Here is a 16,027-nt window from a genome sequence, read left to right as displayed (position 1 = left end):
GCCATGTGCCCGTGATGCCACCCGTTTACAGCGCGTCAACCGCAACCTCGCGGAAGCCTTGCGCATTCCGCCGCGTCTGCTTACCTGTGTGGCTGTTCGAAAGAGGGAAATATGAGATGGTCTCGCTGTTCCAAATCCTGATGCTGATCCTGGACATCGTCTGGTTCTTCATCATTGCCCATGTGATCATGAGCTGGCTGATCAACTTCCAGGTGCTGAACCTGCACCAGCAGCTGGTGGCGCAGATCTGGTACGGGCTGAACCGGATCCTGGAACCGCTCTATGCCCCGGTGCGCCGCCTGATACCGAACATGGGCGGGCTCGACCTGGCGCCGCTGGTGGTGCTGGTTGCCGTCTACGCGCTGCGCATTGTCCTGATGAACAATATGGCTGCGTTCTACTGATCTGAGCGCGCCCGGCCCGGCGGCTTTCGCCGGGCTTTTGCGTGGCAGCCCTTGCCGCCCTATGCCTCCTGTGGGATTGTGCCTGCCAAGACGAGCAGACCACCACCACATTGAGGCCCCTTGCCCCCATGACAGCCCCGGCAGCCCTGACAGGCGCGTCCCCGATCCTGCGCGAGATCTTCGGCTTCGACGCCTTCCGCCCCGGGCAGGAGGAGATTGTCGATGCCGTGACCGCTGGGGAAAACGTGCTGGCGATCATGCCCACGGGCGGCGGCAAGTCGCTGTGCTATCAGCTGCCGGCACTGCTGCGCGACGGCATAACGGTGGTGATCTCGCCGCTGATCGCGCTGATGCGCGACCAGGTCCGCGCCCTGCAGGAGGCCGGCGTCAGCGCCGGCGCGCTCACCTCCGGCAACACCGATGAAGAGACCGAAATGGTCTGGGAGGCGATCGAGGCCGGGCGGCTGAAACTTCTCTACATGGCGCCGGAACGGCTGGCTTCGGGCGCGGCGATGGGCATGCTGCGCCGGATCGGCGTCAGCCTGATCGCGGTCGATGAGGCCCATTGCGTCAGCCAGTGGGGCCATGACTTCCGCCCCGACTACCTGCGCATCGGCGAACTGCGGCAGACCCTCGGCGTGCCGCTGGCCGCCTTCACCGCAACGGCGGATCAGGAAACCCAGGAAGAAATCGTCCAGAAGCTGTTCGACGGCGCGGCGCCGCGCAGCTTCCTGCGCGGGTTCGACCGGCCCAACATCCACCTGGCCTTTGGCGCCAAGGACAGCCCGCGCCGCCAGATCCTGGAGTTCGCCGCCGCCCGCAAGGGCCAGTCCGGCATCGTCTACTGCGGCACCCGCGCCAAAACCGAGGCGCTGTCCGCTGCATTGCGCGAGGCCGGCCATTCCGCCTGTTTCTATCACGGCGGCATGGACGCAGAGGACCGCCGCCAGGTCGAAATCCGCTTTGCCCGCGAGGACGGGCTGATCGTGGTCGCCACCGTGGCCTTCGGGATGGGCATCGACAAGCCCGACATCCGCTGGGTGGCCCACGCCGACCTGCCGAAATCCATCGAAGCCTATTACCAGGAGATCGGCCGTGCCGGCCGGGACGGGGCGCCTGCCGAAACCCTCACCCTGTTCGGCCCCGATGACATCCGCCTGCGCCGCTCCCAGATTGACGAAGGCCTTGCCCCGCCCGAGCGCCGCGGCGCCGATCACGCCCGGCTCAACGCGCTCCTGGGGCTGGCCGAGGCGCTGCGCTGCCGCCGCCAGAAGCTGCTTGCCTATTTTGGCGAGGAGGCTGCGCCCTGCGGCAACTGCGACCTCTGCGACAGCCCGGCTGATGTGTTCGACGGCACCACCGTGGTGAGGAAGGCGCTGTCGGCGGTGCTGCGGACCGAGGAATGGTTCGGTTCCGGCCACCTGATCGACATCCTGCTGGGGGCCGACAATGAGCGGATCCGGGCCAAGCGCCATGACCAGCTGTCGGTTTACGGCTGCGGCAAGGAGTTCGGCAAGCGCCAGTGGCAGGCGGTGTTCCGGCAGATGATGGGCCACGACCTCTTGCGCCCCGACCCGGAGCGCCACGGCGCGCTGCGCTTTACCGAGGCGGCGCTGCCGATCCTGCGCGGCGAACAGTCGATCGAGCTGCGCCGCGACACCATCAAATCTGCCGACCGCCGCCCGGCAGTGAAGGCGCTGGTCTCCGAGGAAGACGCGCCGCTGCTGTCGGCGCTGAAGGCCAAGCGCCGCGCGCTGGCCGAGGCGCAGAAAGTGCCGGCCTATGTGATCTTCCCCGACCGCACCCTGATCGAGATGGCCGAGATGCGCCCGGAAACCCTCGACCATATGGCGCGGATCAACGGCGTCGGCGCCAAGAAGCTGGAGCGCTACGGCGACGACTTCCTGTCCGTGATCACCGGCGCGGCGGAACAGCTGCACCCGGCACGGCGCAAACTGGCGGGGCGCGGCTCCGGGTCCGTCTATGACGCGCTGCTGGAGGTGCAGGCGCAGCTGGCGCGTGGGCACTGCGGCACGCTGAAGCCGCTGACCTGCTCGGCCTCGCTGCTGGCCAAGGTGGCGCAGATGCGCGCGGATGACGAGACCGGTGTTGCGCGGCTGCTGGGGGAGCGCCGCGCCGAACGTTTCGCTGCGGCGTTTCTGGACGTCCTGCGCGGCGCGGGGTAGGGTCGCGCCAAGATCAAAAGGGGGCAGAACATGCTGGCAGTGACCTCTCCGGCCAAGAAGCTGGACTGGGCGGAACGGGATCAGGAGATGACCTGGCCCGCGCTTCACGACGACGCGGTGGCGCTGGCCGCCGTGGCGCGGGAACAGTCGGTGGCGGATCTGATGAAGCTGATGCACATCAGCGAGGATCTGGCCAGGTTGAACTATGGCCGCTTTCAGGACTTTGCCGCCGATCCGAAAACCGGCGCCACCCGCCCGGCGGCGCTGGCCTTTGCCGGCGACACCTACCAGGGGCTGGAGGCGTCTTCGCTGGACGCGGACGAAATGGCCTGGGCGCAGGACCATCTGCGCATCCTGTCGGGGCTTTACGGCGTGCTGCGGCCGCTGGATGCGATGCAGCCCTACCGGCTGGAGATGGGCTCGCGGCTGAAGAATCCGCGCGGCAGGAACCTCTATGAGTTCTGGGGCCGCAAGATTTCGGACGCCTTGAACGCGCAGGCCGAGGCCGCCGGCACCAGCGTGCTGGTCAACTGCGCCAGCCAGGAATATTTCGGCGCGGTGGATCTGGCCGCGCTGAAGCTGCGGGTGTTCACGCCGGTCTTCATGGAAGACAAGAACGGCAGCCCCAAGGTGGTGAGCTTCTATGCCAAGCGCGCCCGCGGCGCGATGGCCCGGTTCATCATCCAGCAGCGGCTGACGGATGCGGAAAGCCTCAAGGATTTCGATTCCGGCGGCTATGCCTATCAGCCGGCGATGTCGGCACCGGACAAGCCTGTCTTCCTGCGCAGCGCCTGAAGCAAGGGGCGCGGGCTCCCGCCCGCTCCGGCACATTCAAGAGAATGCACCGTCCCGGTTGGGCCCGGCAGCGCGCCTTGCGCGCTGCCGGGCCCAAGGCCGCACAAGGGCCGTGCCGGCGCAGCCGGTGCGCCCGCGGGCGCGGGAGAAGCCCGCAGCCGTAAGCGCCTGGCTGCAAGGGTCAGCTGCCGGAGTGGGTCCCGATGCCGCGGTTTCGGGCCGGAAAAACGCTTGCGAGCGGCCCCCGGCATCCGGCCGCGATGCCTGCCGAGTTTTGCGTGCGGCCCTGCCGCGGCGATCGCGCTGCGCCTGTCTTCGCCAGAGGCCGAAGCGGCAACCGGCAGCGCCAGCCGCTCAGCCCCCGCCGGCCGCCGCTTCGGCCGGCGGGCCGTCCAGGTCCAGCGGCTGGGTTTCCGGCGGTGCAAAGGCCCGGATCTTTTCATGGATCAGCGCCTTGCGCAGCGGCTTGGTCAGGTAGTGGTCCAGGCCGGCGGCAAGGATGCCCTCGGAATCGCCCGCCATGGCGTGCGCGGTCAGCGCAATCACCGGGACATGGCCGCCGGAAACGGCCTCGATCCTGCGGATCTGCGCGGTGGCTTCCTTGCCATCCATCATCGGCATCGAGATATCCATGAAGATCAGATCCGGGTGGAAGGTTTTGAAGACCTCCACCGCCTCCAGGCCGTTGTTGGCAAATTCCAGCTCGATGTTCAGCTCTTTCACCATCTTGCTGAACACCAGCTGGTTGGTCTTGTTGTCCTCGGCCGCAAGCACCCGCACCCGGCGGGCTTCGGGCCCGGCCGGGCGGCCGGGCGGTTCCGGTGCCGCTGCCGCGGGCGGCCCGGGCCGGGCAACGGCCCCGGCCGCTGCCGGTGGCTCCGGGGCGGCCTGCTCCGCGGCGTCTCCGTCCGGCCCGGGGGCACTGCCGCTCAGCCTGGCCAGCTGGCTGAACAGATCGGCACGCAGCACCGGGTTCTGCAGCACCCCGTTCACCAGCTGGCGGATTTCAGGATCATTGCCGGCATGCGGGCTGGAGTTCAGCAGCAGCACCGGCACCCCGCTCCAGCGGCCGGACTTGAGATCCCTGGCCAGTTGCAGCCCGTTCAGCTCAGGCAGGTTGTGGCCGCTGATCACCAGGTCGATGCTGTCCTGCATCGCGGCCAGGGCGGCGGCGGCGGAGTCCGCCGCGGTCACCTGAATGCCCAGCATCAGCAGGTGCTTTTGCAGGATCCCGCAATTCAGCGGCATGTCGTCCACAATCAGCACGTGGCGCAGCGTGCTGGGCAGTTCCGGAACCGGCTGTTCCGCCGGGCCTTCGATCGGCAGCGGCAGCCGGAAGCCGAAGCAGGAGCCCTTGCCCTCGTCGCTGTCGACCCAGATCTCGCCGCCCATCAGCTCGATCAGCCGCTTGGAGATCGCCAGCCCCAGACCGGTGCCCTCGAATTTGCGGTTGCGTTCATCCTCGACCTGGTTGAATTCGCCGAAGATGTGCTCGAGCTTCTCGGCCGGGATGCCGATGCCGGAGTCTTCGATCGAGATATGCACCGTGCATTGCTTGTCATCCGGCGAGGTGATGCCGGTCACCCGCAGCGTCACATGGCCCTCTTTGGTGAATTTCACCGCATTGCCGGCCAGATTGGTCAGCACCTGCCGGATCCGGCCCGGATCGCCCACAAACCGCGTCGGCAGGAACAGGTCGTAATCGACCAGCAGCGCCAGCCCCTTGTCCCGGGCGGTGGGCTGCAGCAGCATCACCACCTCATGCAGGCTGCGCTCCAGGTCGAATTCCTCGGGGTGCAGCTCCAGCTTGTCGGCCTCGATCTTGGAATAGTCGAGCACGTCATTGATGATGACCAGCAGCGCCTCGCCCGAATTCTTGATGGTGCTGGCGTACAGCCGCTGCTCTTCATCCAGCTGGGTGTCGCACAGCAGTTCCGCCATGCCCACCACCCCGTTCATCGGCGTGCGGATCTCGTGGCTCATGTTGGCGAGAAAGGCGGATTTGGCGCGGTTGGCGGCCTCGGCGCGGGCGCGCGAGGCGCGCAGCTCCTTCTCGTAGCGCACGGTCGAGGTGATATCGAGCGCCAGCGTCACCACGTCGCCGCCATGGCCGCGCTGGTCGATCAGCCGCAGATAGCGCTCGTCCCACAGCTGGACCACCACCGGCGCGGGCGATGGCGAATGCCAGCGGTCGTTCATCATCTCCCGCCAGTCCGCCGGCGGCACCTCCCCGGTATTGATCAGCCCTTCATCGGTGAGCAGCTGCAGGATGCGCATGTAGGTGATCCCCGGCGACACTTCCTCCAGCCCGTCGAAGATGTTGAGATAGGCGGTGTTGGCACCGATCAGCCTGCTGTCGGCATCAAAGAAGGCAAACCCGTCCTGGAACGCCTGGATCGAATGCCACAGCCTCCGCTCGGCGGTTTCGACCTTGGCGTGGGCGGTGCTGAGATCGGATTTCACCTTTGCGTTTTCATCGCGCACCGTGGCCACCTCGGCCTGGGTCTGGCCGATCTGCTTGGTCAGCGCCAGCGCGTGGCGGCCCAGCTTGCGGTTGGCAGCGGAAAGCTCGGCCTGCTTCAATTCAAGCAGCCGCTCGGCGGCCAGCCGGGCCCGCCTTTCTTCCGCTAGTTTTTCTGCAAGGCTCATCCCTGCGAACTCCGGCAATAATTTAACACAAACGGCGCATGGCAAATTCCCAGCGCTTGCGGCAGCAGGGCTGCTGTTAAACTGTTACGCGGGGGAATCTTGCTATGACGTTAAGCCCGTGTCAGCCTGCCCCCAGTATTGGAGGGTGCCATGCCGCGTCTGTTCTTTGTTTTCTGCATTTTCTGCCTGACGGTTTTCGTTTCACAGCCTGCCGCGCTGGCCGGGCCGCATCTGCCGGATTTCCGGTACAAGTCCTTTGCCGGCACTGATTTCTTTGGCTCCGACCTGCAGCCGCTGTTCGAGACGGATCTGGAGTCCTGTGCCCGGGCCTGTTCCGCACAGACGGCGTGCGCGGGCTTTGTGTTCAACCAAAAGGCAAACGCCTGTTTCCCGAAATCCGGCCTGCAGCGGCCCAGCCCCTATGAGGGCGCGGTGTCGGCGCTCAAACAGGCGGTGCCGGCCGGGCTGGCGGCGGCGGCCGCCGGCCGGGCAGAACGCCTGCGGACCGTCTCGGAACAGGATTTCGGGCATGCGGCGGAATTCGCCCGCACCCTGGGGCTGGATTATCCGCTGGCGACGACGGATGCTGCCGAGGCGTTCTCGGCGGCCCGGTCGCAGCTTCGCGGCGGCGACCCGCTGGCTGCGCTGCGCTGGATGGGGCAGGCGGTTGTGCTGTCGGATTCCGCGCAGGACTGGACCCGGTTTGCCGGCTACCTGCTGCATGCGGCCAAGGAGGCCGGCAGCAGGCCGCAGCAGCAGCGCCTTTGGCAGCAGGCCTATTTTGCAGCGCTCAACGGCTATCTTCGCGCCGGCCCGCCCGGCGGGCAGGCTGAAGCCCTGGCAGCAGCGGCCGATGCGCAGGCGCTGCGGGGCCGCGGGCGGGACATGCTGCCTCTGCTGCGTCTGGCCGAAGACATCGCCCCCGGTTCGCTGCCTGCCGGCAGGCTGGAGGATGCAATCGCCAAATACGGCTTCCGTGTCACATCCAGCACGGTTGAAAGCGACAGCGCCGCGCCGCGCATCTGCGCCGAGTTCTCCGAAAATCTGGAACAGGCCGGCTCCGGTCTGGAACACTACGTGCGCACGGCCGATGGCAGCCTCGCCGTCACAGCCGAGGGCCGCCAGCTGTGCCTTGACGGGGTGGAGCACGGCAAGCGCTACCGGATCACCCTGCGCCGCGGCCTGCCTGCCGCAAGCGGCGAGCAGCTCTTCAAGGATGTGGAGCTGACCCACTATGTGCGCGACCGCGCCCCGCAGGTCCGGTTCCCGGGCCGCGCCTATGTGCTGCCTGCAGGCGGCGAAGCGGCGCTGCCGGTGGAGACGGTGAACCTCACCGGCCTGGACCTGCGCCTGCGCCGGGTCAGCAGCCGCAACGTGCTGCGCACCCTGCAGGAGGGCTATTTCGCCCGGCCGCTGTCGCATTGGGAGGATGAGCATTTTGCCGCGGATATTGCCGAGGAGATCTGGCAGGGCAGCGCCGAGATCGGCACTGCGCTCAATCAGGCGATGACCAGCCGCCTGCCGCTGGATCAGGCTCTGACAGGGCAGAAGCCGGGTCTTTATGCGCTGACCGCCCGGGTGCCGGGCGCCGATCCCTATGACGATGCCGGCGCCACCCAGTGGTTTGTGCTGACCGGTCTGGGCCTCAGCACCATGTCCGGCAGCGACGGCCTGCATGTGCAGGTGCAGGGACTGGCGGATGCCAGGCCGCAGGCGGGGGCCGAGGTCAGCCTGATCTCCGGCGCCAACGAGGTGCTGGCCACCGAAACCAGTGACGCCAGCGGCTATGTGCGCTTTGCACCGGGGCTGACCCGCGGTTCGGGCGGCGCGGCGCCTGCGTTGATCACCGCGCGCGCCGGAGAGGACGACTTCACCTTCCTGCCGCTGACCGATGCCGCCTTCGACCTGTCGGACCGCGGTGTTGCGGGCCGTCCCGCGCCGGGGCCGGTGGATGTGTTCCTTGCCACCGCCCGCGGCGCCTTCCGTGCGGGTGAAACCGTGCATGTGACGGCGCTGGCCCGCGACAGCAGGGCACAGGCCATCGGGGATCTGCCGCTCACCGCAATCCTGCTGCGGCCCGACGGTGTGGAATACACCCGCCAGACTTCCGCCAGCGGGCATCAGGGCGGCCATGTCTTTGCCCTGCCCACCGGCCCCGCCGCCCCGCGCGGCACCTGGCGGGTTGAGATCAAAAGCGACCTCAAGGCCCCCGCGCTCGCCAGCCGCCAGATCCTGATCGAAGACTTCCTGCCCGAACGCATCGACTTTGAACAGGAGGTCGCCAATGCAGACGCCCTCCAGCCCGGCGGCGCCGCTCAAATCGCGCTGCAGGCCGGCTACCTGTTCGGTGCGCCGGGCGCTGGCCTGAAGGTGGAAGGCAGCATCCGCCTCACCGCCGCCGGCACTCTGGTGCAATGGCCCGGCTTCCGCTTTGGCCGCTACGATGAAGCCTCCTCCGCCCAGACCGAATACTTCGGCGGCCAGGAAACCGGCGCCGATGGCAGTGCGGCATTCTCCGCAAACCTCCCCGCTGCCACCCCGGCAGAAGGCAAGCCGCTGCTGGCCACCCTCACCACCCGCGTCGCGGATGGATCTGCCCGCCCGGTAGAGCGCTCGCTTGAGCTGCCGGTCCGCCCCGCCGGTCCGGTCCTCGGCATCAAGCCGCAGTTTGACGAGGTCGCGGCAGAAGGCTCCGAGGCAGGCTTTGAACTCATCGCCCTGGCCCCGGACCTGACGCCCATGCCGATGCGCGTCAAATGGACCCTGAACCGGGTCGAAACCCGCTACCAATGGTATCAGCTCTACGGCAACTGGAACTGGGAGCCGATCACCCGCCGCACCCGCATCGCCACCGGCGAGGCGCAGCTGGGCAGCGATCCCCTGCCGCTGTCGCAGCCTGTGGATTGGGGCCGCTATGAGCTGGTTGTGGAACGCCTCGACGGCGCCTATGCCTCTGCTGCCTATGACTTCTATGCCGGCTGGTACGCGCCCGAGGGCAGTTCCGAGACCCCCGCCCGCCTGGAGCTGTCGCTGGACCGCGAAACCTATGCCCCCGGCGGCACCGCCCGCCTGCGCATCGTGCCGCAGGCGGCAGGTACTGCGCTGGTCTCGGTGGTCTCCAGCCACCTGATCCACCGCATGGCGGTGGAGGTCCCGGCCGGCGAAACCGTGATCCCGCTGGAGGTCACACAGGACTGGGGCAGCGGCGCCTATGTGACCGCAACGGTGATCCAGCCGGTGGCTGGCGACCGCGGCCGCACCCCGCTGCGCGCATTGGGTCTGGCCCACGCCGGCGTCACCCAGCCCGGCCAGCAATTGAAGGTTGCGATTGATGTCCCCGAAGTGGCCCGCCCGCGCGGCACTTCAGTTGCAAAAATCCATGTGGATGGCGCGGCGGAGGGCGAGGAGGTCTGGCTCACCGTGGCCGCAGTGGACCTCGGCATCCTCAACCTGACAGGCTTCGAAAGCCCCGACCCCAGCGCGCATTACCACGGCCAGCGCCGGCTGGGGATGGAGCTGCGCGACGTCTATGGCCGCCTGATCGACCCCGGCAACGGCGCCCTGGGCCGCGTCCGCTCCGGCGGCGATGCCGACAGCGGCATGAAGATGCAATCGCCGCCGCCGACCCAGGACCTTGTGGCGCTGTTCTCCGGCCCCTTGCAGGCGGATGCCAACGGCGCGGCCGAGTTCCCGATGGTGTTGCCCGCCTTCAACGGCACCGTGCGGCTGATGGCTGTCGCCTGGTCCGGCCGCGCTGTCGGTCAGGCCGAGGCTGACATGCTGGTGCGCGACCCGGTGGTGGTCACCGCCTCGCTGCCGCGCTTCCTGGCGCCCGGCGATGAAAGCCGCGCAAAGATCGAGATCGTCCATGCCGACGGCCCTGCCGGAGACATAGCGCTGACCGCCAGCACCGCAGGCGGCCTGGCACTCGGCAGCCTGCCCGCCTCCGTCACCTTGGCGGAACAGGGCAAGACAGTGCTGGAACTGCCGGTGACGGCAGAAACCGTTGGTGACCACGAACTGACCCTCACCCTCACCACCCCGGACGGGCAGGTGCTGCGCCAGGACCTGCGTCTGCCGGTGCGCGCCAATGACCCGGTGACCTCCCGGACCCGCCGCTTCACCCTGGCGGGCGGCGACACCTTCCTGTTCAGCAAGGACGTCTTCACCGGCCTGCGTCCCGGCACCGCACGCGCCGCCATCTCCTCCGGCCCGCTCGCCAAGTTCGACGTGCCGGGCCTCCTGGCACAGCTGGACCAGTACCCCTACGGCTGCACCGAGCAAGTGGCCTCCAGGGCGCTGCCGCTGCTCTACCTCAGCAGCGTGGCGCAAGCGGCGGGACTGGGCGATGGCCCGGCGGTGGATGCGCGCGTCAATGCCGCGGTCCGCAAGGTGCTGACCCGGCAGGCCCCCAGCGGCGCCTTCGGCCTGTGGCAGGCCGGCAGCGGCGAGTTCTGGCTGGATGCCTACGCCAGCGACTTCCTCAGCCGCGCCCGCGCGCAGGGGTACGACGTGCCGCAGCAGGCCTTTGCCCAGGCGATGGACAACCTGCGCAACCGCATCAGCTACGCGTCCGACTTCGACAAAGGCGGCGAGGAGATTGCCTATGCCCTCCTGGTGCTGGCCCGCGAAGGCGCGGCCCAGATGGGGGATCTGCGCTATTACGCGGATGTCAAGGGCGAGGCCTTTGCGACGCCGCTGGCCGCCGCCCAGCTGGGCGCCGCCCTTGCGGCCTATGGCGACCAGCGCCGGGCCGACCGGATGTTTGCCCGCGCCGCGCAGATGATCGGCGCTGAGGCGCAAAATGAGGCCCGCCTCTGGCGCGCCGACTTCGGCACACGGCTGCGCGACACCGCCGGCGTGCTGGCGCTGGCGGCGGAGGCCGGGTCGGAAGCCGTGGACCGCGCCAGCCTGTCGGCGCGGCTCTCCAATGCGGCCGGCACCCGCTCCACCCAGGAGGCCGCCTGGACCCTGATGGCGGCCCATGCACTGGCCCGGACCCCCGAAGACTCCGGCCTCTTGGTCAACGGACAGCCGGTCCAGGGCCCGTTTGTGCAGGCTGCAGACGGCCAGGACATGCCGGAACTCGCCCTGACCGCCGCCAATGGCCGCACCGCGGACATCACCCTGACCACGCTCGGCGTGCCAGAGGTCCCGCCCGCCGCGGGCGGCTTCGGCTACACGATCGAGCGCAGCTACTACACGCTGGAGGGCCGGCCGCTCGACGCGCAGTCCGTCCGCACAGGCGCACGCTTTGTGGCGGTGCTGCGGGTGAAGCCGCATGAGAAGACCGGTGCGAGGCTGATGATCAGCGACCCGCTGCCCGCGGGGTTTGAGATCGACAACCCGAACCTGCTGCGCTCCGGCGATCTGCGCGATCTCGACTGGCTGAACCCGGCCGAGGCCGAACACGCCGAATTCCGCAGCGACCGCTTCCTGGCGGCGGTGAACGTGCGCGATGCCGCGCAGGTGACGCTGGCCTATGTGGTCCGCGCGGTGACGCCCGGCGTGTTCCACCACCCGGCCGCCTCGGTCGAGGACATGTACCGCCCCGCCTACCGCGCCCGCACCGGCACCGGGCGCGTGGAAGTCAGGTGAGACGCTGGCTGAACAGCTCAGAGGGCAGCGCCCGTCCGCGGGGGGGCGAGTATCGCCCGCCCGGGGGGGCGGACGGGCGATGCCCGGCCTATCGGCCAGGCAAAAGATGGAAATGGAGCGCTTCGGCCATAGCATTGCTGATTGCGGTAACGCTCACCGCATGGCGCAGCTTCGACACTTGGATCGGCAACACAAACCTCCCCCTCACCCTCGCGGAAACCTCCACCGAAGTCCTCGACCGCAACGGCAAGCTGCTGCGCGCCTACCCCGTGGGCGACGGCCTCTGGCGCCTCGCCGTTAAGCCCGCCGACGTCGACCCGCGCTTCCTCGACATGCTGCTGCGCTACGAGGACAAGCGTTTCCGCTCCCATGCCGGCGTCGACCCCATCGCCCTCCTGCGCGCTGCGGGCCAGGCGCTGTGGAACACCCGCGCGGTGTCCGGCGGCTCCACCCTCACTATGCAGGTGGCGCGGCTCTTGGAGGACGGCACCACCGGCCGCTGGGCGGGCAAGCTGCGCCAGATGCGGGTGGCGCTGGCGCTGGAACGCCGCCTCAGCAAGGAAGACATCCTCACCCTCTACCTGACCCACGCCCCCTATGGCGGCGCGGCGGAGGGCGTCCGCGCCGCGGCCTACAGCTGGTTCGGCAAGGAGCCGGGACGCCTGACCCCGGCCGAGGCCGCGCTGCTGGTGGCCCTGCCGCAATCCCCCGAACGCCGCCGCCCGGACCGTTTCCCCGAGGCCGCCAGCCAGGCCCGCGACCGGGTGCTGGCGCGGATGCAGCGGCAGGGGGTACTCAGCGCCGAAGACGCCGAAGCCGCCCGCCACACCCCGCTGCCGCACCGCATGGCCGCCTTCCCGCGCCTGGCACCGCATCTGGCGGACCGGGCAAAGGCCCGCCATCCCGGCAGACGCCAGCTGCGGCTGACCCTCGACGGCGCCATCCAGGCACGCATGGAAAGACTGGCCGCTGACGCCGTGCGCCGCGGCGGCGACCGGCTCTCTGCCGCCCTGATTGCCGCCGACCACCAGACCGGCGAGGTGCTGGCGCTGGTCGGCTCGCCCGGCTATTCCGACGCCGGCCGCCGCGGATTTGTCGATATGACCCAGGCCATCCGCTCGCCCGGCTCCACCCTGAAGCCGCTGATCTACGGGCTGGCCTTCGACCAGGGCCTGGCGCATCCCGAGACCCTGATCCACGACGGCCCGGCCGATTTCGCAGGCTACGCGCCGCAGAACTTCGACGGCAGCTTCCGCGGCGACATCCGGGTGCGCGAAGCGCTGCAGCTGTCACTCAACATTCCGGTGGTGAAGCTGACGCAGGAGCTGGGTCCGGCGCGGGTGATGGCTGCGCTGCGCGCCGGCGGCGCCCGGCCGCAGCTGCCGGGCGGCGCGCCGGGGCTGGCGGTTTCGCTTGGCGGCGTCGGCCTCAGCCTGCAGGATCTGGTGCAGCTTTATGCCGGGCTGGCGGCAGGCGGGCAGGGGCCGCGGCTGCGCGTGATGCAGGGCGCGGCGCTGCAGCCCGCCGACCGGCTGATCTCGCCCGAAGCGGCGTGGCAGGTCGGCAGCATCCTGCGCGGGCTGCCGGTGCCGCCGGGGGCGCGGGCCGGAGCAATCGCCTACAAGACCGGGACCTCCTACGGCCACCGCGATGCCTGGGCGGTCGGCTGGGACGGGCGCCATGCGATCGGCGTCTGGATCGGCCGCGCCGATGGCACTCCGGTGCCGGGCATCTTCGGCGGCAGCCTGGCCGCGCCGGTTCTGTTCGAAGCCTTCGGGCGCTTGAAACCCGCGCTGGAGCCGCTGCCGCCGCCGCCGCCGTCCGCGCTGATTGTCAGCTCTGCCGAACTGCCGCTGCCGCTGCGGCGCTTCCGTCCGCGGCAGGCAGCCTTTGCCGCCGGCGGAGACGCTCCGCAGCTGATCTTTCCGCCGGACGGTGCCCGGCTGGCGCTGGAAGGGGCGTCCCTGACCCTCAAGCTGCGCGGCGGCACTGCCCCGTTTCTGGTGCTGGCGAATGGCCGCCCTGTGCTGGCGGGCCAGCGCCGCCGTGAATTCTCCCTGCCCAGCCCCGGCCCCGGCTTCTCCTCGCTGGTGGTGGTCGATGGCGCGGGCCGCTCGGACCGGATTGACCTGCGGATCGATTGATCCCGTCTGCCGCGGATCCGGGATGCGGAAACCGCGCCTTGCCGCCTGCGCCGCCGCAGTGGCCGCCGCCGCGGCCGGGACCGCCTGCGCCACGGATGCCGGGATTGCCGCTTTGGCGGACAGCCGCCTTGCCAGGCCCGCGCAGGCGCGTGTCGCGGCCGCCGGATCTTTGGAACGGTTGCTTTTCCGGAACCGGCGCGATCAGCGCCGCCCTTCGCGCAGCCAGCCGGCCACCAGGAAAAAGGCCGCCATCACAAGCGCCAGCCAGGCCGGCAGCAGCGGGCCCTGGGACACCGACAGCGTTTCATAGGCCTCGCGCGGGGTGAGGCCGATCCAGCCGCGCCCGGCGGCAGGCCGTCCGGCGCGCACGTTGCGCAGCGAGGGCATCCCCTCCTCCAGCCGCAGCACGCCGCCGCGCAGAGGTGCCAGCACCGGCGCCAGCACACCGCCGGTGGCAATGGTCTCCTCGAACTCCTTCGGCGCGGCAGGCCCCAGTCCCGCCACGGCGGTGCGGCCGCCTTCCTCCAGCCGGTACAGGCCCTGCTCCGGGCCTTCATAGCGGGTCTCCCATTGGCCCGGCGCGGTCTGGCGCAGGTCCAATTGCACCGTGGAGCCATCCGGATTGGTCACTGTCACCGGCCCCGCCTGACCGGCCAGCGTGCGGCGCAGGATCCGCATCCGCTGGCCCGAGGTTTCGGCCCACAGCGCCTCTTCCTCCAGCTCCGGCTCCTTCATCATCCAATGCGCCAGCCGCCTGAGCAGCTCCAGCTGCGGCCCGCCGCCCTCATAGCCGCGGCTCCACAGCCAGGCATGATCCGAGGCCAGCAGCGCCACCCGGCCCTCGCCGACCCGGTTCAGCACCAGCAGGGGCCGTTCGCCGGCGCCGCTCATCAGCACATGGCCCTCGGGTGTGCGCAGCTCGACCTGGCGCAGCCAGCGGCCCCAGTCCGCCGCGCCCTCCAGCCCTGCAGTCACCGGATGCTGCTTGCCCAGGTCCGTCACTTCCGGGCGGTAAGGCTCCTCCAGCACCCGCGCCGAGGGTTCGGCCGGCAGGATCAGCGACAAGGGCGAGCGGTAGATGCTGTCGGCGCTGGCGAAATCCGGCCCCGCCGCCACCAGCACCGCGCCGCCGCCCATCGCGTAATTGGCCACATTGTCCAGATAGACCGCGGGCAGGATGCCGCGCCGCTTGTAGCGGTCGAATATGATCAGGTCGAAATCCTCGATCTTCTCCAGGAACAGCTCGCGCGTCGGGAAGGCGATCAGCGACAGCTCCTCCACCGGCACGCCGTCCTGTTTTTCCGGCGGGCGCAGGATGGTGAAATGCACCAGATCCACCGCGCTGTCGGATTTCAACAGGTTGCGCCAGGTGCGCCCGCCCGCATGCGGCTCGCCCGACACCAGCAGCACCCGCAGCCGGTCGCGCACCCCGTTGATCTGCACCAGCGCCGTGTTGTTGCGCGCGGTCAGCTCGCCCGGCTCCTCCGGCACGCTGAACCGGATCACGTTGCGCCCGCCGTGCTGCAGCACCATCGGCAATTCGAAATCGACCCCGACCGGCAGGGTGAAACGCTGCGGCGCATCGCCGCCGACCGAGATGTCGAGATCGGCAAAGCCGCCCTGCACCGGCACCGCGCCCTGGTCCTCGATCCTCAGCGTCAGCTTCACCGGCTCGCCGATGATGGCAAAGCCGGGGGCGTTCTTCACGATCAGGCGGCGGTCCCAGTCGTCCTCGCGTCCGGTCAGCAGCAGATGCATCGGGGCGGGCAGGTTCAGCACCTGCTCCGCGTCATGCACCTGGCCGTCGGACAAGGCGATGATGCCGGCCACCCGCGCCCGCGGCTCGTCCGCCAGCGCCCCGGCAATGGCGCTGAGCAATCTTGTGCCCTCATCGCCCGCGCCATCCGCCACGGTGACCCAGCGCACCTCAGTTCCCGGCCGGTCCGCCAGCGCCGCCTTCAGCTGGGTGCGCGCCCGTGCCATCTGTTCGGGCCGGTCCCGCAGCTGCTGGCTGGCGGTCCGGTCCTCGGCCACGATCACGATGTCGCTGAGCGGGGCGCGGTCCTCGCTCTGATGCACCGGGCCGGCCAGGGCGGCCAGCAGCACCAGCGCCGCCAGCGCCCGCAGACCCCAGCCCGACAGCCCCTTCCACAGCGCCAGAACCAGCGCCGCCAGGGTGACGCCGCCGGCGGCCCAGATCACCGGCCAGGGCACCAGAGGGTCAAACAGGATCGTCTGTGTCATCGCGCGC

Annotated in this window: 7 protein-coding genes; 5 read left to right on the top strand and 2 right to left on the bottom strand. The window is 69.5% G+C overall.

Annotation, left to right across the window (positions count from 1 at the left end; translation table 11 throughout):
* The first annotated feature begins 116 nt into the window (after positions 1 to 116).
* The 3 genes from OKQ63_RS19075 (at position 117) to yaaA (ending at position 3,385) form a co-directional block, all read left to right on the top strand.
* Positions 117 to 404, top strand: a complete 288-nt coding sequence (locus tag OKQ63_RS19075; protein WP_264211598.1) for a YggT family protein — start codon at positions 117 to 119, stop codon at positions 402 to 404.
* 128 nt (positions 405 to 532) lie between these two features.
* Positions 533 to 2,590 (top strand): DNA helicase RecQ, encoded by a 2,058-nt coding sequence (recQ, locus tag OKQ63_RS19070; protein ID WP_264211597.1) that lies wholly within the window; start codon positions 533 to 535, stop codon positions 2,588 to 2,590.
* A gap of 30 nt (positions 2,591 to 2,620) precedes the next feature.
* Positions 2,621 to 3,385, top strand: coding sequence for a peroxide stress protein YaaA (gene yaaA / locus OKQ63_RS19065; protein ID WP_264211596.1), 765 nt, complete (start codon positions 2,621 to 2,623; stop codon positions 3,383 to 3,385).
* A 354-nt stretch (positions 3,386 to 3,739) separates the two neighbouring features.
* Here the strand turns inward: yaaA and OKQ63_RS19060 are convergent, their stop codons facing one another.
* Positions 3,740 to 6,034, bottom strand: a complete 2,295-nt coding sequence (locus OKQ63_RS19060) for a response regulator (protein WP_264211595.1) — start codon at positions 6,032 to 6,034, stop codon at positions 3,740 to 3,742.
* Positions 6,035 to 6,184: 150 nt separating this feature from the next.
* Here OKQ63_RS19060 and OKQ63_RS19055 point away from each other — a divergent pair, with 150 nt between their 5' ends.
* Positions 6,185 to 11,632 (top strand): alpha-2-macroglobulin family protein, encoded by a 5,448-nt coding sequence (locus OKQ63_RS19055; protein WP_264211594.1) that lies wholly within the window; start codon positions 6,185 to 6,187, stop codon positions 11,630 to 11,632.
* Positions 11,633 to 11,760: 128 nt separating this feature from the next.
* Positions 11,761 to 13,776: a penicillin-binding protein 1C gene (gene pbpC, locus OKQ63_RS19050; RefSeq protein WP_264213954.1), complete on the top strand. Its 2,016-nt coding sequence runs from the start codon at positions 11,761 to 11,763 to the stop codon at positions 13,774 to 13,776.
* Positions 13,777 to 13,977: 201 nt separating this feature from the next.
* Here the strand turns inward: pbpC and OKQ63_RS19045 are convergent, their stop codons facing one another.
* Complete coding sequence (locus OKQ63_RS19045; protein WP_264211593.1) at positions 13,978 to 16,020, bottom strand: hypothetical protein; 2,043 nt, start codon at positions 16,018 to 16,020, stop codon at positions 13,978 to 13,980.
* Between the last annotated feature and the right edge of the window lie 7 nt (positions 16,021 to 16,027).

Origin of the sequence: Leisingera thetidis (genome assembly GCF_025857195.1) — a bacterium.
Taxonomy (GTDB): domain Bacteria; phylum Pseudomonadota; class Alphaproteobacteria; order Rhodobacterales; family Rhodobacteraceae; genus Leisingera; species Leisingera thetidis.
Note: the sequence above shows the minus strand (reverse complement) of the source record. Positions and strands in the feature narration are given on the sequence as shown.